The sequence below is a fragment of the Mycobacterium shinjukuense genome (genome assembly GCF_010730055.1).
Classification (GTDB): Bacteria; Actinomycetota; Actinomycetes; order Mycobacteriales; family Mycobacteriaceae; genus Mycobacterium; species Mycobacterium shinjukuense.
In genome coordinates this window covers 3,933,392-3,956,026 of the sequence record NZ_AP022575.1, presented here as the reverse complement: position 1 = coordinate 3,956,026, position 22,635 = coordinate 3,933,392, and the positions used below count along the sequence as shown (strand labels likewise).

Here is a 22,635-nt window from a genome sequence, read left to right as displayed (position 1 = left end):
GACGTGGTGAGGCAGGAATTCACGCCGGTCGGATCTGGCCTGCCACAGCGATCCGGCCCAACCCTACCGCCAGCTTTGCCGGCACCAGAGCCAATTCACCACCGCAGCACTCACGGCAGTTTGAACGCCAACCTGGTCTGATTGTGAACTTCGCCTGACCAAGCGAACCTTTAGTTTCGTTTTCGTGTTGGCGGTTTCACCAGCTCTCGGGCTTTACCGGTCGGACCTCGGCTCAGTAGATGTCGAATCGGGCCAACACGTCCGCAACAGCGTTGAGGACATCCTGCTCCGCCGTGCCGAGTGCGGTGAGGAGGATCTGTTCGGCGGTGCCCAACGCCTCGATGGGGTTGCGCGCCGCGTCGAAGACTTTTTCCTGGGCGACCTGGATCGCGGTGAGGAGGTCTTGTTTGGCGGTGGCCAGTGACCGGGTGAGCTCAGGGACGGCGAGCAGGTTCTGTTCGGCCGTATGGATCGCCGTGAGCAGATCCTGTTTGGCGTTGGCCACTGTCTGACTGGGACCGTGGACCGCGCTGAGGAGATTCTTCTCGGCCGCGTAAAAAGCGTCGAGCAGGTTCTGTCCGCCGGCGGTGGCGCGGGGCTGGCCGGCTACGCCCTCCGCGCCTGCGGCACCGCCCACGCCGTTGGCCCCATGGCTACCGCCGCCTCCCACGCCGCCCCGGCCGGCAAGGTTACCAAACATCGCGTCGCGTTGGCCCGGCTGCCCGCCTTGGCCGCCGCTGCCCTCGACGCCCCCGAGGCCCGCCTCCCCGCCGTCGCCACGGTTGCCGGGGTTGCCGAAGAACCCACCCGCGCCGGCGTCGCCGCCCCGTCCGCCGTTGCCGCCGTTGCCGCCGTTGCCGCCATTGCCGCCGTTGCCGCCATTGCCGCCCCTGCCACCAGCTTCGCCAAGGACGCCGGCGGTGCCGCCAGACGCGCCAGCGCCCCCGTCGCCGCCGTTGCCGCCGCCAGCGCCGGCGCCGCCGACGTTGCCCATGCCGCCACGGCCACCGTCGCCACCATCGCCGACAAGCAGCCCACCACGGCCGCCCGCGCCGCCGGCGCTACCCCCGCTGCCACCGGCGCCAGCGGCGCCAGTGCCGCCGTTGCCGCCGTTGACACCACCGTCGCCGCCGTCACCGCCGTGCTGCCCGAAGGTGGTGCCGGGACTTCCGGGCTGGCCCGCGGTCGTGGTGGTGCCGTTGGCGCCGTTTGGCGCTGGTACGCTGGCCGGGTTATTTCCGGGGGCACCGGCCGCCCCGTCACCGCCGTCACCGCCGTCGCCGCCGGAGCCCCACAACCCGGCGTTGCCCCCGGCGCCGCCCTGACCGCCGGAGCCACCGGCCACCACGGCCATCCCGCCGGGGCCGCCATCACCGCCGTTCCCGTAGAGCCAGCCGCCATTGCCGCCGGCGCCGCCGGCCGCGCCGGGCCCGCCGCCGCCGCCGCGTCCGCCGTTGCCCCATAGCCCGGCATGGCCCCCGCGCGTGCCGGCCACTCCGGCGGTTGTGCTGGTGTAGCCGGCCCCACCGTTGCCGAACAGCAGCCCGCCATCCCCGCCGGCCTGGCCCGGCGTGGTGGCATCGGCGCCGTCGCCGATCAGCGGGCGCCCCAGCAGGGCCTCGGTCGGGGCGTTGACCACGTGGAGCACATTCTGTTCGGCGTCGTGAACCCCGGTGAGCAGGTGTTGTTGGGCGTTGGCCAGTGCCTGGCTAGGGTTGTGGACCACGTCAAGAACATGCTGTTCTGCCGCCTGAACCCCGCTGAGCAGGTTCTGTGCGGCGCCATGGACCCCGGTGAGCACGTCGTGTTGAGCGTTGACCAGTGCCTGGTTGGGGTTGTCGGCAACGTCGGAAACGTGCTGTTCGGCTGCACGAATCCCGGTGAGCAGGTTCTGTTCGACGGCATGGACGCCGTTGCGGAGGTGCTGTTCGACGTTGGCCAGTGCCTGGGTGGGTACCGCGTCCAGGAGGCCTCGCTCGGCCGCCTGGATCCCGGTGCGCAGGTTCTGTTCGGCTGCGCGGAGCCCGTTGAGCAGGTTGTGGTGAGCGTTGACCACCGCCTGGTCGGGGTTGTGGACCGCGTCGAAAACGTGCTGTTCGGCCGCGCGGACCTCGCTGAGCAGGTTCTGTCCGGCGGCATGGACCCCGCTGCGGAGATGATGTTCGATGGCCAGTGCCTGGGTAGGTACCTCGAGGAGGCCTTGCTCGGCCGCACGAATCCCGCTGAGCAGGTACTGTTCGGCTGCGCGGACGGGGTCGAGCGGGTTCTGTCCACCAACGGTGGCGCCGGGCTGACCCGCCACCCCTTGGGTGCCGACGGCACCGTTCACGCCGTTGCCGCCCGAATTCCCGCCGGGAGACCCGGACCCGCCGTTACCCGGCGTGCCGGTATTTCCGCCGACGCCCCCGGGGCCCGCCTCCCCGCCGTCGCCGCGGTTGCCGGGGTTGCCGAAGATCCCACCCGCGCCGGCGTCGCCGCCCCGTCCACCGTTGCCGCCGTTACCGCCGTTGCCGCCGTTCCCGCCATTGCCGCCGTTGCCGCCGAAGTCATTGCCGTTGAGCACGCTGTCGTCGCCACCATGGCCGCCGTTGCCGCCGTCAGCGCCGGCGCCGCCGACGTTGCCCATGCCGCCACGGCCACCGTCGCCACCATCGCCGACAAGCAGCCCACCACGGCCGCCCGCGCCGCCGGCGCCGCCGCTACCCCCGCTGCCACCGGAGGCGCCAGCGGCGCCAGTGCCGCCGTTGCCGCCGTTGACACCACCGTCGCCGCCGTCACCGCCGTGCTGCCCGAAGGTGGTGCCGGGACTTCCGGGCTGGCCCGCGGTCGTGGTGGTGCCGTTGGCGCCGTTTGGCGCTGCAACGCTGGCCGGGTTATTTCCGGGGGCACCGGCCGCCCCGTCACCGCCGTCACCGCCGTCGCCGCCGGAGCCCCACAACCCGGCGTTGCCCCCGGCGCCGCCCTGACCGCCGGAGCCACCGGCCACCACGGCCATCCCGCCGGGGCCGCCATCACCGCCGTTCCCGTAGAGCCAGCCGCCATTGCCGCCGGCGCCGCCGGCCGCGCCGGGCCCGCCGCCGCCGCCGCGTCCGCCGTTGCCCCATAGCCCGGCATGGCCCCCGCGCGTGCCGGCCACTCCGGCGGTTGTGCTGGTGTAGCCGGCCCCACCGTTGCCGAACAGCAGCCCGCCATCCCCGCCGGCCTGGCCCGGCGTGGTGGCATCGGCGCCGTCGCCGATCAGCGGGCGCCCCAGCAGGGCCTCGGTCGGGGCGTTGACCACGTGGAGCACATTCTGTTCGGCGTCGTGAACCCCGGTGAGCAGGTGTTGTTGGGCGTTGGCCAGTGCCTGGCTAGGGTTGTGGACCACGTCGATCAGATGGTGCGCCGCGTTGGCCGCCTCGGTGGCAACGTACGAAGCCCCAGCATTGCTCAGCGTCTGCACGAAATGGTCGTGAAATAAACCCACTTGGGCGCTAATAACCTGATAATCCTGCGCATGCGCGGATAACAGCGCCGCGATTGCTGCCGACACCTCGTCCTCGGCGGCGGCGACCACATTCGTCGTGTAGGCCGCGGCTGCCACGTTGGCCGAGTCGATTGCCGAACGTATACCCGCCAATTCCGTTGCCCCGGCCACTAGGAATTCCGGCAGAGTGATCACAAATGCCATTTCCCGTCCTCCGAAACGTCCTTTGCTGCAGCGCGTGCGCGTTGGTCAGCGCCAGCGTCTGACCACGAAACTAACTTGCCCGATGCGATTGGCGGTCGCTGACTCCGTGCGATTCAATACGTAAATACGTAAATGACATTAGGTCTAGCCGGCTTTCGGTAAAGGTTCGATGATCATGAAACTCACAGGTTATAGTGGGTTGTCGCCGGGCGAGGTAGTCTGGATCGTGCAAGTGTTGAAGGTTGTATTGTCGCCAAAGACGGCAAGCCGGCGGCGCGCCCACCTGGGAATGCGGAATTCACCATTTATTCGCATTCTCGGAGCCCGAAAATAGCGGCTTTGTCATCGGTGATAGCGGGCTCTGACGGCGGTCCCGGCGCTGTACCGGGTCACCAATCGCTCGCTTCGCGGCGACCGTGGTCCTGGTCTGTGGGTTGGTCGCGGCCGTCGACGCGGTCCGGGTGCACTGCCCCCCGGGCCACATCGCGATCCCGACATGGGCGCTGTTGCTGTTGCCGGGCGTTTTCGGCCGTGCCTACCGCCATCAGCCACAGGCTGCCCGTGCCGCACAAGCACCCACCCGCCACGCGCTCGACGTCGGTGAGCCACGGCGGACACGTGACAAGACCGCGCTTGGTGTGTATCTTGAGTCCCCGACACAACTGAACCGCCGTTGAAGCGTTGCGGGAGAACCTCGATATCGAGGCGCCGTAGGAGCAATCTCCTCCCCGGGAATCTCTCAGGCCCCAGTACCGCACCGCCAAGGCAACTCTGGAGACAAGGACCGGTCAGCACGACCGACCTTACCGAAGGTGTACGGCCCCGCCAGCATGCGCGGCCACAGACTCTCAGGTTTCAGGACAGAGCGGGGAGGGAGCGACCAGCCCGGTGCCGTCGGGCTCACTGAAACCGGAGTTGCCCCTTGTCCGAGATGCGTGTTCAGGTCCCCAGCTGCCTAGCCGGGCCGGCGAGCTTTGCGCCCCGCCACATCGGAGCCGACCCTGCCGCGGTTGCGCACATGCTCGCCACGGTCGGCTATGCCAGCCTCGACGACCTTGTCGAGGCCGCCATCCCGGCGCAGATCCGCGACACCGCGCCGATGGCCTTGCCCGCGGCCCGCACCGAGCGGCAGGTGCTGGCCGATCTGGCCTCGATCGCCGCGCGCAACATCGTTCAGGTGTCGATGATCGGGCAGGGCTATTTCCCCTGCGTGACACCGGAAGTGTTGCGCCGCAATCTCATCGAATCACCGGCCTGGTACACCTCCTACACCCCGTACCAGCCGGAGATATCCCAGGGTCGCCTGGAAGCGTTGCTGACCTTCCAGACCATGATCGGAGACCTCACCGGACTGCCCGTGGCCGGCGCCTCGCTGCTCGACGAGGCCACCGCCGTCGTGGAGGCGATGCTGCTGATGCGCCGGTCCAACAAGAACCGGTCGGCGCGGCTCCTGGTCGACAGCGACTGCTTCCCGCAGACCCTGTCGGTGCTTCGGACGCGCGCCGCGGCGGTGGACATCGACGTCGACATCGTGGACGTGGACAAGCTTTCGGCGGATTTGCCCTCCGGTGATTTCTTCGGGATCGTGCTGCAATCACCCGGCGCCAGCGGAGCGGTGCGAGACCTGGGCGCCCTGATCGCCGCGGCAAAAGCCCGCGGGGCGATGACCACGGTGGCCGCCGACCCGCTGTCGCTGACGCTGCTGACGCCCCCGGGCGAACTGGGCGCCGACATCGCCGTGGGCTCGGCGCAACGGTTCGGGGTTCCGCTGTACTTCGGCGGGCCGCACGCCGGGTACCTGGCCGTGCGCAACGGCCTGGAACGCGCGTTGCCGGGCCGGCTGGTCGGGGTGTCCCAGGACGTCAACGGTGCCCCGGCCTACCGCCTGGCATTACAGGCTCGCGAACAACACATCCGCCGCGACAAGGCCACCAGCAACATCTGCACCGCGCAGGCGCTGGTGGCCAACCTCGCCGCCATGTACGCGGTGTACCACGGCCCAGAAGGATTGCGCCACATTGCCTCTCGAGTGCACGCGCACGCGGTGTCGCTGGCGGCCAGTCTGCGCTGCGCCGGATACACCGTGGTGCACGAACGATTCTTCGACACGGTGCTGGTGGCGGTCCCCGGACGGGCCCGCGACATCGCAGCGCGTGCCTACGAACTGGGCGTCAACCTGCGGATTGCCGACGCCGATCACATCGGGATCAGCTGCGACGAGACCACCACCACCGACATCATCGCGCTGGTGCTCATGGCCTTTGGTGTGGAGCGCATTGCACCGGGGCTCTCCGGGCTCGACCCGAAGCTGCTCAGAAAGACGCCCTACCTGCAGCACCGGGTGTTTCACGAACACCGCTCCGAGACCGCGATGATGCGCTACCTGCGCACCCTGTCGGATCGCGATCTGGCGTTGGACCGCACCATGATCCCGTTGGGGTCATGCACCATGAAGCTGAATTCCGCGGTGGAGATGGCGCCGATCAGCTGGTCCGGCTTCGCCGCGATCCACCCGCACGCCCCGGCTGAGCAAACGGGCGGCTATCACAAACTGATCACCGATCTGGAACGCTGGCTGGCCGAAATCACCGGCTATGACCAGGTGTCGGTGCAACCCAATGCGGGTTCACAGGGTGAGCTCGCCGGGCTGCTGGCCATCCGGGCCTACCACGCCAGCCGCGGCGAACACCGGCGACGGATATGTCTGATTCCGCAGTCGGCCCACGGCACCAACGCCGCTTCGGCGGTGCTGGCCGGCATGCGGGTGGTCGTGGTGGCCACCGCCGCCGACGGCGCCATCGACCTCGCCGACCTGCGGGCCAAGCTCGCCGCCCACGGCGCGGAGCTGGCGGCGATCATGCTCACCTACCCGTCCACCCACGGCGTTTACGAGGCCGATATCACCACGGTGTGCGATCTGGTGCACGACGCGGGTGGGCAAGTTTACCTCGACGGCGCCAACCTCAACGCGCTCGTCGGGGTGGCGCGGCCCGGCCAGTTCGGCGCCGACGTGTCACATCTGAACCTGCACAAGACGTTTTGCGTCCCGCACGGCGGCGGTGGGCCCGGTGTGGGCCCGGTGGCCGTCCGCGAACACCTGGCACCGTTTTTGCCGGGTGACCCGTGCCAGGACACCGCGAACCCGCCGGTGGCGGCGGCGGCCTACGGTTCGGCGGGCATCCTGCCGATCAGCTGGGCCTACATCGCGCTCATGGGACCCGACGGACTGGCCGCGGCCACCAAGACCGCCGTGCTGGCGGCCAACTACCTGGCCACCCGGCTGCGGGAGCATTACCCCGTGCTCTACACCGGCCCCCAGGGGCTGGTCGCCCACGAATGCATCCTGGATCTGCGGGAGTTGACTCGCCGCTCCGGCGTCACCGCCGAAGACGTCGCCAAGCGGCTCATCGACTACGGATTCCACGCCCCCACATTGTCTTTCCCGGTGAACGGCACCTTGATGGTGGAACCGACCGAGTCCGAGAACCTCGCCGAACTCGAGCGGTTCATCGCCGCGATGATCGCCATTCGCCACGAGATCGACCGGGTCATCGACGGCAGCTGGCCGTTGGAGTCCAGTCCACTGCGACAAGCGCCGCATACCGCGGAACTGGTGTGCGCAGACACCTGGGACCTGCCCTACCCACGCAGCGTCGCCGCCTTCCCGGCCCCCGGCCTGGCCGCCACCAAGTACTGGCCCCCGGTGCGGCGCATCGACGGGGCACACGGCGACCGCAACCTGCTCTGCTCGTGCCCGCCGCCGCTCTTCGACGCCAGCAGCCTCCCCGAAAACGGCCATGCCCCAATTATGTTGACCGACAGGGTGCCGACATAACGACCCCCTCGGCCACCCGGTCCCTGACCGTGCGATGCCCGACGGCCGCGGCCACACCGCCGACCCGAATGGACTTGAGCTGATGAACGATCTCAATCAACCACTGGCCACGTCTGACCCCGACATCGCCGCCCTGATCGACGGCGAACTGCACCGCCAGGAAACCGGGCTGGAGATGATCGCCTCGGAGAACTACGCGCCGCTGGCGGTGATGCAGGCCCAGGGGTCGGTGCTGACCAACAAGTACGCCGAGGGCTACCCGGGCCGGCGCTACTACGGCGGCTGCCAATTCGTCGACGGCGTCGAGCAACTGGCCATTGACCGGGTCAAGGCCCTGTTCGGCGCCGAATACGCCAACGTGCAACCACATTCGGGGGCCACCGCCAACGCGGCCACCATGCACGCCCTGCTGACCCCGGGAGACACCCTCCTCGGATTGTCGTTGGCCCACGGCGGTCACCTCACCCACGGGATGCGGATCAACTTCTCCGGCAAGCTCTACCACGTCGCCGCCTACGAGGTGTCCAAACGGGACCATCTCATCGACATGGACGCCGTGGCCGAGGCCGCCCACGAACATCGGCCCACGATGATCATCGCGGGCTGGTCGGCGTACCCCCGGCAGCTGGACTTCGCTCGGTTCCGCGAGATCGCCGACCAGGTGGGCGCCCTGTTGATGGTCGACATGGCACATTTCGCCGGCCTGGTCGCCGCCGGCCTGCATCCCAACCCGGTGCCGCACGCCCACGTCGTCACCGCCACCACCCACAAAACACTCGGCGGGCCGCGCGGCGGCATCATCTTGTGCAACGACGCCGCCGTCGCCAAGAAGATCAACTCCGCGGTCTTCCCCGGCCAGCAGGGCGGCCCGCTGGAGCACGTCATCGCGGCCAAGGCCACCGCGTTCAAGATGGCCGCGCAACCGGAATTCGTTCAGCGTCAGCAACGCTGCCTCGAAGGCGCGCGGATTCTGGCCGACAGGTTGACCCGGACCGACGTCGCCGAACGTGGCATCACCGTGTTGACCGGCGGCACCGACGTGCACCTGGTCCTGGTCGACCTGCGTCACTCCGAACTCGACGGCCAACAAGCCGAAGACCGGCTGGCCGCCGTGGATATCACGGTCAACCGCAACGCGGTGCCGTTCGACCCCCGCCCGCCGATGGTCACCTCCGGCCTGCGGATCGGTACCGCCGCCCTGGCCGCCCGCGGCTTCACTCTCGACGACTTCCGCGCGGTGGCCGACATCATCGCTGCCACGCTGACGGCCCCCGGCGACGACCGGCTGGATCGGCTGCGCGCCCAGGTCCATGAGCTTGCCGCCCGCTACCCGCTCTACCCCGGGCTACACACGTCATGACCATCAGCGTCTTCGAGCTATTTACCGTCGGCATCGGGCCGTCCAGTTCGCACACGGTGGGCCCGATGCGTGCGGCCAATCGGTTCGTCGACACGTTGCGCTCGGACCGTCGGCTGCATCTGGTCGGCACGGTGCAGGTGGACCTGTACGGTTCGCTGGCGGCCACCGGCGCCGGCCACGGCACCATGTCGGCGATCCTGCTGGGGCTGGAAGGCTTTCGGCCGGAACTGATTACCGCCGAAATCAAGGAGCTTCGCCTCGGCGAGATCGCCGCGTCGGCCACGACGTGGATCGACGGCATGGTGCCGGTGCCATTGACCGAGGGTGACATCGCCTTGCATCCCGACGTCGTCCTGCCAACCCACCCCAACGGAATGACGTTCACCGCCTTCGATTCCCGCGGCTCCGTCCTGGCCACCCGGACGTACTTCTCGGTGGGCGGCGGTTTCGTCGTCACCGACCAGGACAACCCCAACGGCGCCCAACATGCCTGCCCAATGGCCCTGCCGTACACGTCGGCCGCCGAACTGCTGGACATCTGCGACCGGCTGGACCTCGCCATCAGCGAGGTGGCGTTGCGCAACGAGTCATGTTGCCGCACCGAGGACGAGGTTCGCGGTGCGCTGCTGCACCTGCGCGACGTCATGGTCGAGTGCGCACAACAAAGCATCGCTCGCGACGGGCTGCTTCCCGGCGGCCTGCAGGTCCGCCGCCGCGCGAAGCGTTGGTATGACCGGTTGTGCACCGAAGATCCCACTCGCAAACCGGAATTCGCCGAGGATTGGGTCAACCTGGTGGCGCTGGCGGTCAACGAGGAGAACGCCTCGGGCGGGCGGGTGGTCACCGCACCGACCAACGGCGCCGCCGGCATCGTGCCCGCCGTGCTGCACTACGCGACGCACTACACCCCGGCCGGGGCCGCGGACCCCGACGATGTCGCCGTGCGTTTCCTGCTCACCGCGGGGGCCGTCGGGTCGTTGTTCAAGGAACGCGGGTCGATCTCCGGCGCCGAGGTCGGCTGTCAGGGCGAGGTCGGCTCCGCGGCCGCCATGGCCGCTGCCGGATTGGCGGAAATCCTCGGCGGCACACCGCGACAGGTGGAAAACGCCGCCGAGATCGCGATGGAACACAGCCTGGGCCTGACCTGCGACCCGATCGCCGGATTGGTGCAGATCCCCTGCATCGAACGCAACGCGATTTCGGCCGGCAAGGCCATCAACGCGGCGCGGATGGCGTTGCGCGGAGACGGCTTTCACCGCGTCACCCTCGACCAGGTGATCGACACCATGCGCGCCACCGGTGCCGACATGCACAGCAAGTACAAGGAAACCGCCGCCGGCGGGCTGGCCATCAACGTGGCCGTCAACATCGTCGAATGCTGACCGTGGCCGGGCACCCCGTCAGCCGACGGGATAGCTTACCCCGGTGAGTTCTTCGGAGACCGCCCACAACCGCCGCTGCAGGTCGAGGTCGTGCGACTGGGCGCTGGAGGCCACGACCTTCGGGTAGCCCCGCAGTTCACCGAAACCGTCCGGCCCGTAGTACTGCCCACCGGTCACGGCGGGGTCGGTGGCGGCCCGCAGGATCGGCAGCGCGCCCAGGTCGGCGTCTTGCATCAGCGGTGCCAGCAGGGCGGAGACGGCCACCAGCGGCCGCGGCATGTTACGAATCAGTTCGGTGTTGGAGACCCCCGGGTGGGCGGCGACCGCGATGGTGGTGCCGCCGGGGGCCAGTCGGCGCTGCAGTTCGTAGGTGAACAGCAGATTGGCGAGCTTGGATTGCCCGTAGGCGGCGACCCGGCTGTAGCGGCGTTCCCATTGCAGGTCGTCGAAATGGATTGCGGCACGGATACGATGGCCCACGCTGCTGACCGTGACCACCCGCGAGCCGGGCACAGGCAGCAGCCGATCCAGCAGCAGTCCGGTTAGGGCGAAGTGGCCCAAGTGATTGGTGCCGAACTGCATCTCGAAGCCGTCCGCGGTGGTCGACTTGGGTGTATACATCACCCCGGCGTTGTTGATCAGCAGGTCGATGCGCTCGTACGCGGAGCGCAGCTGGGACGCGGCGGCGCGCACGGAAGCCAGCGAGGTCAGGTCGAGTTCCTGCAGCTCCACGCCGGCACCGGGAGCGACCTCGCTGATCCGCGCCGCGGCCTGCTTACCCTTGTCGAGATTGCGCACGGCCAGCACGACGCGCGCACCGTGGGTTGCGAGCGCGGTCGCGGTCTCGAAGCCCAGGCCGGTGTTGGCGCCGGTTATGACGGCGGTGCGGCCGGTCTGGTCGGGGATGTCGGCGGCGGTCCATCTGGTCATCGGGGGCTCCTCGCTATCATCCAGTAAACGGGGCAGGCGCTCCGCTTGATCTGATACTATACGGAACGACCGCCCCGCTTTGCAACGGCTTCGCGGCAGCTCGGAGGTGCGACGTGGCTCAACGGGCTCGGCCGGTGCGCGCCGACGCCGCCCGCAACCGGGCGCGCATCTTGGAGGTCGCCTACCACACCTTTGCGGCCGAGGGCTTGTCGGTGCCGATTGACGAGATCGCCCGCCGCGCCGGGGTCGGCGCGGGCACGGTGTACCGGAATTTCCCCACCAAGGAGGCGCTGTTTCAGGCGGTGATCGCCGACCGGATGCGTCACATCATTGACGACGGCCATGACCTCCTCCGATCGAAGCAACCCGGTGAAGCGCTGTTTACCTTTCTGCGGTCGATGGTGTTGCAGTGGGGCGCCGCCGACCGCGGCCTGGTCGAGGCGTTGGCCGGGATCGGCATCGACATCAACAGCGCGGCCCCGGACGCCGAGGCGGACTTCCGGGATCTGCTCGCCGGCCTGTTGCACGCCGCTCAGCGGGCCGGCACCGCTCGCCGCGACGTCGGGGTAGCCGAGGTGAAAACGCTCTTGGTCGGGTGCCAGGCGATGCAGGGCTACAACGCCGCGTTGGCCGAGCGGGTGACGGATGTGGCCCTCGACGGCCTGCGGCAACGATGATCGACGGGACTCCCGCCGTCGCGCCCTCCGCTTCGTGCCCGACGGCCCTGCTGGTGGTGGGTCGAATGTGCTGAGATGGTAGAGCCACCTTTAAATCTGACCCCGACGCCGGGAGAGCACTATGAGCGCCGAGCAGCCGACCATCATCTACACGCTGACCGACGAGGCGCCGCTGTTGGCGACCTACGCCTTTCTGCCGATACTGCGGGCCTTCGCCGAGCCTGCCGGCATCAAGATCGAGGCCAGTGACATCTCGGTGGCGGCACGCATCCTGGCCCAGTTTCCCGATTACCTCACCGAAGAGCAGCGGGTGCCGGACAACCTCGCCGAACTGGGCAGGCTGACGCAGCTACCGGACACCAACATCATCAAGCTGCCCAACATCAGCGCCTCGGTGCCCCAGCTCGTCGCCGCCATCAAGGAACTGCAATCCAAGGGCTACGCCATCCCGGACTATCCGCAGGACGCCAAGACCGACCAGGAAAAGGACATCCGCGCGCGCTACGCAAACGTCCTGGGCAGCGCGGTGAATCCGGTGCTCCGCCAAGGCAACTCGGACCGCCGCGCGCCCAAGGCGGTGAAAGAGTACGCGCGCAAGCACCCGCACAGCATGGGCGAGTGGTCAATGGCCTCGCGCACCCACGTGGCGACCATGAAGCATGGCGACTTCTACCACGGCGAGAAGTCGATGACCCTGGACCGCGACCGCGAGGTGAAAATGGAACTGGTCACCCGCGGCGGCACGACCATCGTGCTCAAACCCAAGGTCTCCCTAGAGCAGGGCGACATCATCGACAGCATGTTCATGAGCAAGAAAGCGTTGTGCGAGTTCTACGAAGAACAGATGGAGGATGCGCGCAAGACCGGCGTGATGTTCTCGCTGCACGTCAAGGCGACGATGATGAAGGTCAGCCACCCCATCGTGTTCGGACACGCGATCCGGGTCTTTTACAAGGACGCCTTCGCCAAGCACCAGAAGCTGTTCGACGAACTGGGTGTCAACGTCAACAACGGGCTGGTCGATCTCTACGGCAAGATCGAGTCGCTGCCGGCGACGCAGCGCGACGAGATCATCGACGATCTGCACCGGTGCCATGAGCATCGCCCGGAACTGGCCATGGTGGACTCGGCCAGGGGAATTACGAACTTTCATTCGCCCAGTGACGTGATCGTCGACGCTTCGATGCCCGCGATGATTCGCGCCGGCGGCAAGATGTACGGCGCCGACGGAAAGCTCAAGGACACCAAGGCGGTGCACCCCGAGTCCACCTTCTCCCGCATCTACCAGGAGGTCATCAACTTCTGTAAGACCAACGGCGCGTTCGATCCGGCGACCATGGGCACCGTCCCCAACGTCGGCCTGATGGCCCAGCAGGCCGAGGAGTACGGCTCGCACGACAAGACGTTCGAGATTCCCGAGGACGGCGTGGCCAACTTCGTCGACCTGGCCACCGGGGAGGTGCTGCTGTCGCAGAACGTGGAAACCGGCGACATCTGGCGGATGTGCATCGTCAAGGACGCCCCGATCCGTGACTGGGTCAAGCTGGCCATCACCCGGGCCCGCATCTCCGGGATGCCGGTGCTGTTCTGGCTGGACCCCTACCGGCCGCACGAGAACGAGCTGATCAAAAAGGTCAAAACCTACCTGAAGGATCACGACACCGAGGGCCTCGACATCCAGATCATGTCGCAGGTGCGGTCCATGCGTTACACGTTGGAACGGTTGATCCGCGGGCTGGATACCATCGCGGCGACCGGCAACATCCTGCGCGACTACCTCACCGACCTGTTCCCCATCCTGGAGCTGGGCACCAGCGCCAAGATGCTGTCCATCGTGCCGCTGATGGCCGGCGGCGGAATGTACGAAACCGGGGCGGGCGGTTCGGCGCCCAAGCACGTCAAGCAACTGCTGGAAGAGAACCACCTCCGCTGGGACTCGCTTGGTGAATTCCTCGCGCTGGGCGCCTGTTTCGAAGACATCGGCATCAAGACCGGCAACGAGCGAGCCACACTTTTGGCTAAGACCCTCGATGCGGCCATCGGCGAGCTGCTGGACAACGACAAGAGCCCGTCACGCAAGACCGGCGAGCTGGACAACCGGGGCAGCCAGTTCTATCTCGCCATGTACTGGGCGCAACAGCTGGCCGCGCAGACCGATGACCGGGAGCTGGCCGAACATTTCGCGCCACTGGCCGATACGTTGACCAACAACGAAGACATCATCGTGGCCGAACTCGCCGAGGTACAGGGCGAGCCGGTCGACATCGGCGGCTATTACCAACCCGACAACGACAAGACCGCGGCGGTGATGCGACCGAGCAAGACGTTCAACGAGGCACTGGCGGCTTCGTAACGGTGCGCCGGCGCGTTGTGTCATCGTCGACTGTGAATGCCGCGACGCCACACCGGCGTGTCGCGTCGTCAGGTTCACCGTCGGTGTATCCAAGAGGGAGTGGACTGTGGCGTTCTCACTGCAGCTGAGCGACGACGTGATCGCCGTTCGGGATTGGGTGCACCGATTCGCGGCCGAGGTGGTCCGGCCCGCCGCCGCCGAATGGGACGAACGTGAGGAAACTCCGTGGCCCGTGATCCAGGAGGCCGCGAAGGTGGGGCTGTACTCCGCCGACTTTTTCGCGCAGCAGGCGGCCGAGCCGACCGGGCTGGGCATGCTCACCGCGTTCGAGGAGATGTTTTGGGGGGACGCCGGCATCGCGCTATCGATCATGGGTACCGGCCTGGCCGCAGCGGCGTTGGCGGGCAACGGAACTCCCGAGCAGTTGGGCCACTGGCTGCCCGAGATGTTCGGAACACCCGGCGAGCCCAAGCTCGCGGCGTTCTGCTCGTCGGAGCCCGATGCGGGTTCCGACGTCGGCGCCATCCGCACTCGCGCCCGCTATGACGAGGCGTCCCGCGAGTGGGTCCTCAATGGCACCAAGACCTGGGCCACCAACGGTGGCATCGCCAACGTGCACATCGTGGTGGCATCGGTCTATCCCGAGCTCGGCACCCGCGGCCAGGCCAGCTTCCTCATCCCGCCCGGCACCGCAGGTTTGGTTCAGGGGCAGAAATTCAAGAAGCACGGGATCCGCGCGTCGCACACCGCCGAGGTGATCCTCGACAACGTCCGGCTGCCCGAGGATCTGATTCTCGGTGGCCGGGAGAAATTCGAAGCACGGATCAAACGGGTCAGATCGGGAGCCTCCGCGGGCGGGCAGGCGGCGATGAAGACCTTTGAGCGTACCCGGCCCACGGTCGGTGCGATGGCCGTCGGTGTGGCACGGGCCGCCTATGAGTATGCGCTCGAATACGCCTGCCAGAGAGAGCAATTCGGCCGCAAAATAGGTGAGTTCCAGGCGGTGGCGTTCAAGCTGGCAGACATGAAGAGCCGCATCGACGCGGCTCGTCTGCTGGTGTGGCGGGCCGGCTGGATGGCGCGCAACAACCAGGCATTCGACTCGGCGGAGGGCTCGATGGCCAAGCTGGTGGCCAGCGAGACGGCGGTCTATGTCACCGATGAGGCCATCCAGATCCTGGGTGGCAACGGATACACCCGCGACTATCCCGTCGAGCGGATGCACCGCGACGCCAAGATCTTCACCATCTTCGAGGGAACCAGCGAGATCCAACGCCTGGTGATTTCGCGGGCGCTGACCCGTCTGCCCATCCGCTAGGAACCGCGTAGCGGCGACCAACGTGTTTCGCGCCGCCAGGATAGGCGTTAGGACGTATGTTGGGGATCGATTCGGCGCAGCACCGGCTCGCGAGAGCGGGCGCGGTCGCTGCCCTGTCGGTCGTCGATCTGCTGATCTGCGGCACCGCGGTGGCCAGGGGCCTGGTGGTCCTCCACGATGACGCCGACTACGAACTCGCCGGGCGCCACCTTCCGGACGTCACCGCGCGGCGCGTCGCTTGAGTCGACCGGCAGCTCGGTTCGGGCGAGTGGCTGCGCCACCCCCACTGCGACGGCTTGGATCAGAGGTACATCCCCGCCGGAACCGCGGCCCGATACCGCCCGCTGCCCACCTCGGCCAGCAGCCGCGTCGTGCTGACGCTTCCGCCGTCACCGGCCAGCACCGCCCGGCGGACGATTTCGCGGATGTCGCTGCCGCTGGTGCGCTCGGGCAGCGCGGCCGCCACCGCCGCCGTGTCCACGGCGTGGCCACCGGAGATGTCGCGGATCAGCGCCGCCAGGATGCGCGCCGCGTCGGCGCGGTTGGGGTAGCCGACCTGCACGACGGAGTCGACGCCTCGACGTAGATGACGGTGAATTCCCCGACCACCTCCCGGGCCACGACCGCGCTCACCGCGGACTTTCCGGTGCCGGGCGGACCGCACAGCAGCACACCGCGCCGCGCGCCCAGGCCGTGTGCGTTGAGCACCTCGTGGCGGTCGCGCACCGCGGTGACGCCCAGGTCGACCTCGGTCCACACCACGTCGGGCACGATGACGGTGTCCCGCGCCGCCGTCTCCGGCAGGTCGATGACGGTGAAGCACAGCCCCCGGTTGTCGGTGGCGCGCACCGCCCGGCCGCGGTACGGGTTGAGCTCGTTGGCCCGCTCGGCCAGCCGGTCCAGCACGGCGCGGGCCTGGGCCTGGTTGTCCGGTGTCACATACGCCGACACCTCGGCCGAGTACAGGACGGTCTCACGCGCCTCGATGTGGATGACGCACCCCGTGTCCTGTAGCAGCGTCCCGGCGGGGAAATGCGCGCGCAGGCACAGCGGGTGCCGGTACCGCCGCCCGCCGATCTCGGTCTGCGTCCACTTCGGCGGGTAGCCGCACTCACCCGGACCGACCTCGCAGACGTGCGCGTACTCGTCGATCCACTCCGCCAGCGCCAGCGCGGCGGTCAACCGGGACACCGGATTGAGTGCGCGTTCCTCGTCGAGCAGGTGCCCGACGTCCGGCACGCCCAGGCAGCGGGCGGTGAACCGGTCGGCGCTCTCGGCGCTGCCGCGCTCGGCGACACCGACCAGCAGCTCGCCGAGCGCGCGCAGCGCGGGACGGACACCGCAGTCCAGGCTGTCCAGCCAGGCGTTGACGTCGTTGATGGGTCGGCGGTGCGCGTCGTCGCCGCCGGTCAGCTCGGCGGTCAGGTCGGTCAGTTGGTCGTCGGCTAGGGTCATGGCTTTCGCGGTCATCGGGAGCAGGGCAACTGATCAGGGTCTCACCCGGCTGGCACGTGGTCAACCGGTTTTAGGTTTAGGTGTGCGCCGATCCCGCCGCCGCCCCTACTTGCGGGTGCGCGCACGCGATGATCCTTGTCGTGATCGCGGCGCGGCGTCGGATGATGCACCGTCGCGCGCCGGCCACCGCCCTTGTCTCACGAACCGTTCATTCCTACGGCCGCCCACCGCGGCTGCGCGTGAGGCCGCTACCGGCCCGCGTTGTGGGCCAAATCGATGGCGTACTGACTAACAAACCGACCGGCCTGGGGCTCCCCGCGGCCGCAAGCGCCGTCGGATTCACCGGGACGTTTGATCCACAGGTAGGCGTCGGCGTGCGCGCCCGCGGTGGCCGTGGTGGGCGGCGCGCCCAGGGCGCGGCCGCTGGGGTTACACCAATTGACCGGCGAGTCGGGCGCCGGTCCGGCGCCGTTGCGTGACGTGTCGATCACGTAATGCGAACCGTTGGTGAGCCCCGAAATCGCCTCGCCGTAACCGATTTCCTCATCGGTGGTGTAGAAGTTCGAGACGTTGAGGCTGAATCCCCGCGCACGGCCCACACCGACCTGGTTGAGCCTGGCGGCCATTGCCTCGGCGCTCAGCCAGCGCGAATGCCCCGCGTCGATGTACACCGCGGCGGCCGGATCGCGGGTCAGCGTGTCGAGGGCGTACCGCACCAAGTCGAAACGTTCCTGGCGCTGCTCGGGCGACAGACAGTCGGCCATGGCGAGCGCATCGGGTTCGACGATGATCGCCGCCGACGATGAGCCCAGGCCGGACGCGACAGCATCGACCCAGCCGCGGTAGTCGCCGGCCGTCGCGAACCCGCCCGATGCGTAGCTGCCGCAGTCGCGATGCGGGATCGCATACAGCGTCAGAACCGGCATGGCACCGGCAGCCTCCGCCGCGCCGGTATACCTTGCCACCGTGCCGGCGACCGTGGCAGGCGGGAACGCCTGGTCGAGCCAGTAGGATTGCGGGGTGTTGGCGACGGCTGTCAACTCCGCACTCGGCGGGTTGGCGTTCCGGGCCGCGACCATGGCCGCCGACGCGGGATCGACGTAGAAGGGCCTTCCGGCCAGCGGGTTGGGCTGATCGACCAAGTTCACACCTGGTGCGCGAACGATCGGCACCGGTCCGGCGAACATACCCATGCACGCAACGGCCGTAACCACCAGCAAGGGGGCGATCCATCGCGCGATCACACCAACGGTTGAAGACATCACCCCAGCAAAATAGTGGCACCATTCAACAAACGCCAATACCGACGACCGGTGACGGGACGCTGCCCGTGAGTTGCGGACGGGGACGTCGCTAACGTCCAACGCCACCCCGACACCGGTGTTTCGTTGCACCGCAAACTCGAAACCACCAGCGGCCACTACCACGTCGGCCAAACCCGCCGCCAAGCCGAACCGTGTATGTCCAGCCCGGCGACGGTGTGCTCGCCAGCCCAGCCCCCGCATCGTATACAATCTCCCCGACGGTTGTGCCTTCCCGAGTCAGTGCCTCGTGCCAGTACGTCAATGCCGGCTCGTGTTCGGAACGAACAGGACTTCAGAGCTGTTCTCGGGAATGCCTGTCCGCCTTCGCCTCATCGCCGCGGCTCCTCCACAAATTCTGGCCATTGCTTGGAATCCGCCGAGTCGATTCAACGTTGGACGGGGTTGAAATGAAGTTGAAGCTTACTCGCCTTGGGGCTGCGCTATCGGGTTGCGCTGCGGCGCTGGTGTTTTCTGCCGCGGTTGCCAGCGCTGATCCGCCTGACCCGCATCAGCCGGACATGACGAAAGGCTATTGCCCGGGTGGTCGCTGGGGTTTTGGCCAATTGGCGGTGTGCGATGGCGAGAAGTACCCCGACGGCTCGTTTTGGCACCAGTGGATGCAAACCTGGATTACCGGCCCGCAATTTTACTTCGATTGCGTCAGCGGAGATGAGCCTCTCCCCGGCCCGCCGCCGCCGGGCGGTTGCAACGGAGCAATTCCGCCCGAGCAACCCGTCCCACCCACAACCTGACCGCGGCGGGGTCCTGTCGAAAACGGCTGGTAATCTCCAATGAATGCATCCAGGTCAGAGTCGGCGGTTGGCTACCGGCTCTGACTGGTCGCGCTGCTGCAGCCGGCGTGACTGATGGCGGCCACAGGGCGGGTAGGCGTAGCGAGCGACGGCTCCTAGAACCCGTCGTGTCGCGTCACCTCGCCATGTTGGCGAATCGCGACAAGTGCAGCTGATGCGCTACGGTGACCGTCTTCGTCGGACCGTTACGGTGTTTGGCGAGAATGAAATCCGCCTCTCCCCCACGTGGATCGTCGCGGTCGAAGGCGTCGGGTCGATGTAGCAGGATCACGACGTCGGCATCTTGTTCCAGCGAGTTGTGTAAACTAATGCCATTAGCGACGAAATTGTGTGTGCCGCTTACAGTTCCATCGTAAACGTGGTGATCACCAAGGCTCGTGATCTCTACGATGGCATCCCAGTACACATCGCCGGCCGCCAACGCATCGATCTCGTGATCCTCGAGCGGTTCCGCCGCCGCCCACACCCCAATTGGCACGGTGTCTAGGTTCGGGTTCCCCACCATTCCCTCCAGGTGACATAGCATCTCTTGTGCCGCTGCCGCTGTGGCACCGTGCACCCCCACGTGGCGAAGGAAGCTGGCCTGATCTTCCGCGCCGCAGATATGTAGCTGCCACGAGTCGCGGCAGCCCAGCTTAGGGGCGTTTTTGATCCGTGCAAAAACCCCAACCCGTAACAGCAATTGAGCCACATCGTCGACGAGACGCCGACTGGTAGATGCGTAACAGATCCGCGCTTGGCCGGCCTTTGCATCCCATCGAACAGCGCCATCCGTCGCCCAAAGATGCCGCAGGAACAATGCCACCTGGTCGTTGGGAGCGCGAAATACGGCCTCCGGCACGAATTTCTCGTGACTGCGACACCCGAACATCCCCGGACCATCGAACCGGGTCGCGATCCGGTTGCGCCGCCCGCGCGCCACCGGAACCGGCGACGGCAACCGCAGCGTGGTCTCCCGCGCCCCGGGGGACTCATCGCGAACCGCGGTCACGCCGAAATGAGCGGGAGAGGCCGTCACCGCCGCGAGGTTGGCCTCGTTCACCGACGCTTCCCGGATGAGCCGACACTTCACACACGCACCAACACCGATCGTGTGGGCCAGCACAATGATCTCGGAATCGGCCATCCGCCGGGTGTCCACAGGCTCGGGCACCCGCCGGGGCGTGGCAATGCGGTCACCAACCGTCAGCTGCTCCAACGGAGTCCAGCCCTCGAGTTTTTTCATGAAGGGGTGGTTGCCGCTGGCCTCAACCACACGCCCTGAGGCCAGCCGCAGCCGAAACACTTCCTTGCGGCCGCTCGGGAACACATCGGTCATCGGCCGGGCGACCATCCGCAGCCGTTCGTCCAGCGACCACACCAAGGGGCGCTCACCGGTGCGCATGAGCTCACCGAACGCGACCTCGGCACCGGTGTCGGCACGCAGGATTCGCGTGGCGGCCGTCAGACATCCCGACTCGCGAAGATCCGCCAGCATCGGCTTCTTGTCGGTGCGCTGCTCGGGCCCGCGGTTGAGCTGGCTGATCGCCACCACCGGAACCTCGAGCTCCTTGGCCAAGAGCTTGAGCTGACGGGAGAACTCGGACACTTCCACCTGCCGTGACTCATACTTCTTGCCCGAGGTCATCAGTTGCAGGTAGTCGACCACGATCAGCTTCAGGCTGGCCTTTTGCCGCAGCCGGCGCGCCTTGGCGCGGATCTCCATCATGGTCAGGTTGGGCGAGTCATCGATATACAGCGGGGCTTCGCTGATTTCGCTCATCCGACGCGCGAGCCGCGTCCAGTCATCATCGGTCATCCGGCCCGAACGCATGTCGGAGAGCTTGATTTTCGCCTCCGCCGACAGCAGCCGCATCACGATCTCGGACTTGCTCATCTCCAGTGAGAAGATCACGCTGGCCTGACGGTGCTTGATCGAGCAGGACCGCATGAAGTCCAGCCCGAGGGTGGAGTTGTGCGTCGGCACCATCCCGCGACCGGCCAGGTACAACCGTGCGGGGTTGTCCACTTCGACGCACCGCACCGGAACACTGGGCACCCGTCGCACCGAGTCGATCTGCAGCACCGGAGCCATCACGGCCGTCTGACGCCCCGTCAACCCGGCTGCAGCGATCGTGTCCCGGCCGCAACGCAACTGACCCGACGTCCGAATCCCCTCACCCGTGGGCCACCGATGCTCGGCGTCGGCGACGATGACGGTGCCGTCGGAGAATTCGATCTCGTAGCACGGCCGGCCCAACATGACTCCCGTGGTGCCGACCACCCGGGTCGGCTGCCCGAGGGCGTCGAGCAACTGGTCGCCCACGGCGACCTCGCCCATGGTCGTCCAGCCGGTCGATGTGGGCAGCGGCGTGTCGAGGGCGAGTGCCTTGCCCACACCCGGGCGCGCCGCGACGATGATCATCTGTCCCGGATGCAGACCATTGGTCACCTCGTCGAGTTCGGTGAAGCCGGTGGGCACGCCGCGCGCCAGACCTCCGTTGGAGGCGATGGCGTCGATCTCGTCCATCGTCGGCTGCAGCAGATCCTCAAGCGGCACAAAGTCTTCGGACAGCCGCCGGTCGGTGACGTCGTAGATTTCCGCCTGCGCGCGGTCGACCACCTCGGCAACGTCTGCGCCCTCGGCACCGGCATAGCCGTACTGCACCACCCGGGTGCCGGCCTCCACCAGCCGGCGCAGCAGCGCCTTCTCGGCGACGATGCCCGCGTAGTAACCGGCGTTGGCGGCGGTCGGCACCGTCGAGATCAGGGTGTGCAGGTAGGGGGCACCGCCGATCCGGCGCAATAACCCGCGGCGGTCCAGTTCGGCGGCCACCGTCACGGCGTCGGCGGGTTCCCCGCGCCCATACAGGTCCAGGATGGCGTCGTAAACGTTTTGGTGCGCTGGGCGGTAGAAGTCGCCGGGGCGTAGCCGTTCCAACACATCGGCGATGGCGTCTTTGCTCAACAGCATGCCGCCCAGCACCGACTGCTCGGCGGCGAGATCCTGCGGTGGCTGGCGGCCGAAGTCCTCACTGGGCGGCGGGCCATCCATGCCCGGATGCGCCAAATCGTCGACCACCGCCACGCGCTCTCACCTCCTCCGACATAAGCACTCGAATGTACATTCGATACCGATATCCAGAGCGTAAGTCACGGCTCCGACAACCCCGCCCGCTGACACCCATGGGCCGACTCCTGGCGGGCCGCTGCCCGGTCCGCCTCGTCACCGCCCCAGGGCACCCTCTTCGCCTTGCGCCGGGACGACGCTAAGCGTTGCTGGCGAGTACTCCAAGTGGGTCCTGTTTATGCAGTTGTGCATCGGGTGTGCATACCCGACGATGGCCGTGTTGAGCGGGATGTGGAAAAGCTGTGGATTGATCCGGAACGTCGGCGCATCGCTGCAGCTAACCTCCATGGAACGCGACGCGATTGGTGTGGACAACAATCTCTGCGGCGTGTCGGGGCAGGTTACCAAGCCGGGCGTGTTGGATTTCCCTGACGTTTTCACCGGGTGACGGGCCGGTAACGCGGCCGGCGCGGGGTACACCTGGACAAAA

At 67.5% G+C, this 22,635-nt stretch carries 13 protein-coding genes, 2 pseudogenes and 2 riboswitches; of the genes and pseudogenes, 9 read left to right on the top strand and 6 right to left on the bottom strand.

What is annotated here, in order from left to right:
* Positions 1-232: 232 nt before the first annotated feature.
* Positions 233-3,670, bottom strand: a complete 3,438-nt coding sequence (locus tag G6N20_RS21475; protein WP_232065371.1) for a PE family protein — start codon at positions 3,668-3,670, stop codon at positions 233-235.
* A gap of 674 nt (positions 3,671-4,344) precedes the next feature.
* Positions 4,345-4,435: riboswitch (glycine riboswitch) on the top strand.
* A 1-nt stretch (position 4,436) separates the two neighbouring features.
* A riboswitch (glycine riboswitch) is annotated at positions 4,437-4,544 on the top strand.
* A 57-nt stretch (positions 4,545-4,601) separates the two neighbouring features.
* Between G6N20_RS21475 and gcvP the strand changes: the two genes are divergently transcribed.
* The 3 genes from gcvP to G6N20_RS17805 all read left to right on the top strand — a co-directional run bounded on the left by gcvP (position 4,602) and on the right by G6N20_RS17805 (position 10,247).
* The gene (gene gcvP, locus G6N20_RS17815) at positions 4,602-7,505 is read left to right on the top strand and encodes an aminomethyl-transferring glycine dehydrogenase (RefSeq protein WP_142272025.1); all 2,904 of its coding nucleotides are present in this window, start codon (positions 4,602-4,604) and stop codon (positions 7,503-7,505) included.
* Positions 7,506-7,587: 82 nt separating this feature from the next.
* The gene (gene glyA, locus G6N20_RS17810) at positions 7,588-8,865 is read left to right on the top strand and encodes a serine hydroxymethyltransferase (RefSeq protein WP_083048265.1); all 1,278 of its coding nucleotides are present in this window, start codon (positions 7,588-7,590) and stop codon (positions 8,863-8,865) included.
* Positions 8,862-10,247, top strand: coding sequence for an L-serine ammonia-lyase (locus G6N20_RS17805; RefSeq protein ID WP_083048194.1), 1,386 nt, complete (start codon positions 8,862-8,864; stop codon positions 10,245-10,247). The genes glyA and G6N20_RS17805 overlap by 4 nt, the downstream gene beginning before the upstream one ends.
* A gap of 18 nt (positions 10,248-10,265) precedes the next feature.
* On the opposite strand, the gene G6N20_RS17800 is transcribed toward G6N20_RS17805, so the two are convergent.
* Complete coding sequence (locus tag G6N20_RS17800) at positions 10,266-11,177, bottom strand: SDR family NAD(P)-dependent oxidoreductase (protein WP_083048196.1); 912 nt, start codon at positions 11,175-11,177, stop codon at positions 10,266-10,268.
* A 113-nt stretch (positions 11,178-11,290) separates the two neighbouring features.
* On the opposite strand from G6N20_RS17800, the gene G6N20_RS17795 reads away from it, so the two are divergent.
* The 4 genes and pseudogenes from G6N20_RS17795 to G6N20_RS17780 form a co-directional block, all read left to right on the top strand.
* Positions 11,291-11,854: a TetR/AcrR family transcriptional regulator gene (locus tag G6N20_RS17795; protein ID WP_083048197.1), complete on the top strand. Its 564-nt coding sequence runs from the start codon at positions 11,291-11,293 to the stop codon at positions 11,852-11,854.
* Positions 11,855-11,975: 121 nt separating this feature from the next.
* A complete protein-coding gene (locus G6N20_RS17790; protein ID WP_083048199.1) occupies positions 11,976-14,207 on the top strand; it encodes an NADP-dependent isocitrate dehydrogenase in 2,232 nt (743 codons plus the stop codon).
* 106 nt (positions 14,208-14,313) lie between these two features.
* The gene (locus G6N20_RS17785; protein WP_083048201.1) at positions 14,314-15,525 is read left to right on the top strand and encodes an acyl-CoA dehydrogenase family protein; all 1,212 of its coding nucleotides are present in this window, start codon (positions 14,314-14,316) and stop codon (positions 15,523-15,525) included.
* 65 nt (positions 15,526-15,590) lie between these two features.
* A pseudogene (locus G6N20_RS17780) lies at positions 15,591-15,767 on the top strand (VapC toxin family PIN domain ribonuclease); the annotation flags it as partial.
* Positions 15,768-15,826: 59 nt separating this feature from the next.
* On the opposite strand, the gene G6N20_RS22310 reads toward G6N20_RS17780, so the two are convergent.
* The 3 genes and pseudogenes from G6N20_RS22310 to G6N20_RS17770 form a co-directional block, all read right to left on the bottom strand.
* Positions 15,827-16,087, bottom strand: coding sequence for a hypothetical protein (locus G6N20_RS22310; protein ID WP_232065369.1), 261 nt, complete (start codon positions 16,085-16,087; stop codon positions 15,827-15,829).
* Complete coding sequence (locus G6N20_RS17775) at positions 16,033-16,995, bottom strand: ATP-binding protein (RefSeq protein ID WP_232065368.1); 963 nt, start codon at positions 16,993-16,995, stop codon at positions 16,033-16,035. Before G6N20_RS17775 ends, G6N20_RS22310 begins: the two co-directional genes overlap by 55 nt.
* 233 nt (positions 16,996-17,228) lie before the next feature.
* A pseudogene (locus tag G6N20_RS17770) lies at positions 17,229-18,358 on the bottom strand (glycoside hydrolase family 6 protein).
* Positions 18,359-18,691: 333 nt separating this feature from the next.
* On the opposite strand from G6N20_RS17770, the gene G6N20_RS17765 reads away from it, so the two are divergent.
* Positions 18,692-19,036 carry a hypothetical protein gene (locus tag G6N20_RS17765; protein ID WP_083048216.1) on the top strand — a complete coding sequence of 115 codons (345 nt, stop codon included), beginning with the start codon at positions 18,692-18,694 and terminating at the stop codon, positions 19,034-19,036.
* Between the two features lie 175 nt (positions 19,037-19,211).
* Here the strand turns inward: G6N20_RS17765 and dnaB are convergent, their stop codons facing one another.
* Positions 19,212-22,163, bottom strand: coding sequence for a replicative DNA helicase (dnaB, locus tag G6N20_RS17760; RefSeq protein ID WP_083048218.1), 2,952 nt, complete (start codon positions 22,161-22,163; stop codon positions 19,212-19,214).
* Positions 22,164-22,416: 253 nt separating this feature from the next.
* On the opposite strand from dnaB, the gene G6N20_RS17755 reads away from it, so the two are divergent.
* Positions 22,417-22,593, top strand: a complete 177-nt coding sequence (locus tag G6N20_RS17755; protein WP_158084755.1) for a hypothetical protein — start codon at positions 22,417-22,419, stop codon at positions 22,591-22,593.
* Positions 22,594-22,635 lie beyond the last annotated feature (42 nt).

Coding starts and splice junctions, on each gene's coding strand:
- G6N20_RS21475 (WP_232065371.1), bottom strand. CDS start 3,670: ATGGCATTTGTGATCACTCTGCCGGAATTCCTAGTGGCCGGGGCAACG.
- gcvP (WP_142272025.1), top strand. CDS start 4,602: ATGCGTGTTCAGGTCCCCAGCTGCCTAGCCGGGCCGGCGAGCTTTGCG.
- glyA (WP_083048265.1), top strand. CDS start 7,588: ATGAACGATCTCAATCAACCACTGGCCACGTCTGACCCCGACATCGCC.
- G6N20_RS17805 (WP_083048194.1), top strand. CDS start 8,862: ATGACCATCAGCGTCTTCGAGCTATTTACCGTCGGCATCGGGCCGTCC.
- G6N20_RS17800 (WP_083048196.1), bottom strand. CDS start 11,177: ATGACCAGATGGACCGCCGCCGACATCCCCGACCAGACCGGCCGCACC.
- G6N20_RS17790 (WP_083048199.1), top strand. CDS start 11,976: ATGAGCGCCGAGCAGCCGACCATCATCTACACGCTGACCGACGAGGCG.
- G6N20_RS17775 (WP_232065368.1), bottom strand. CDS start 16,995: ATGACCGCGAAAGCCATGACCCTAGCCGACGACCAACTGACCGACCTG.
- G6N20_RS17765 (WP_083048216.1), top strand. CDS start 18,692: ATGAAGTTGAAGCTTACTCGCCTTGGGGCTGCGCTATCGGGTTGCGCT.
- G6N20_RS17755 (WP_158084755.1), top strand. CDS start 22,417: ATGGCCGTGTTGAGCGGGATGTGGAAAAGCTGTGGATTGATCCGGAAC.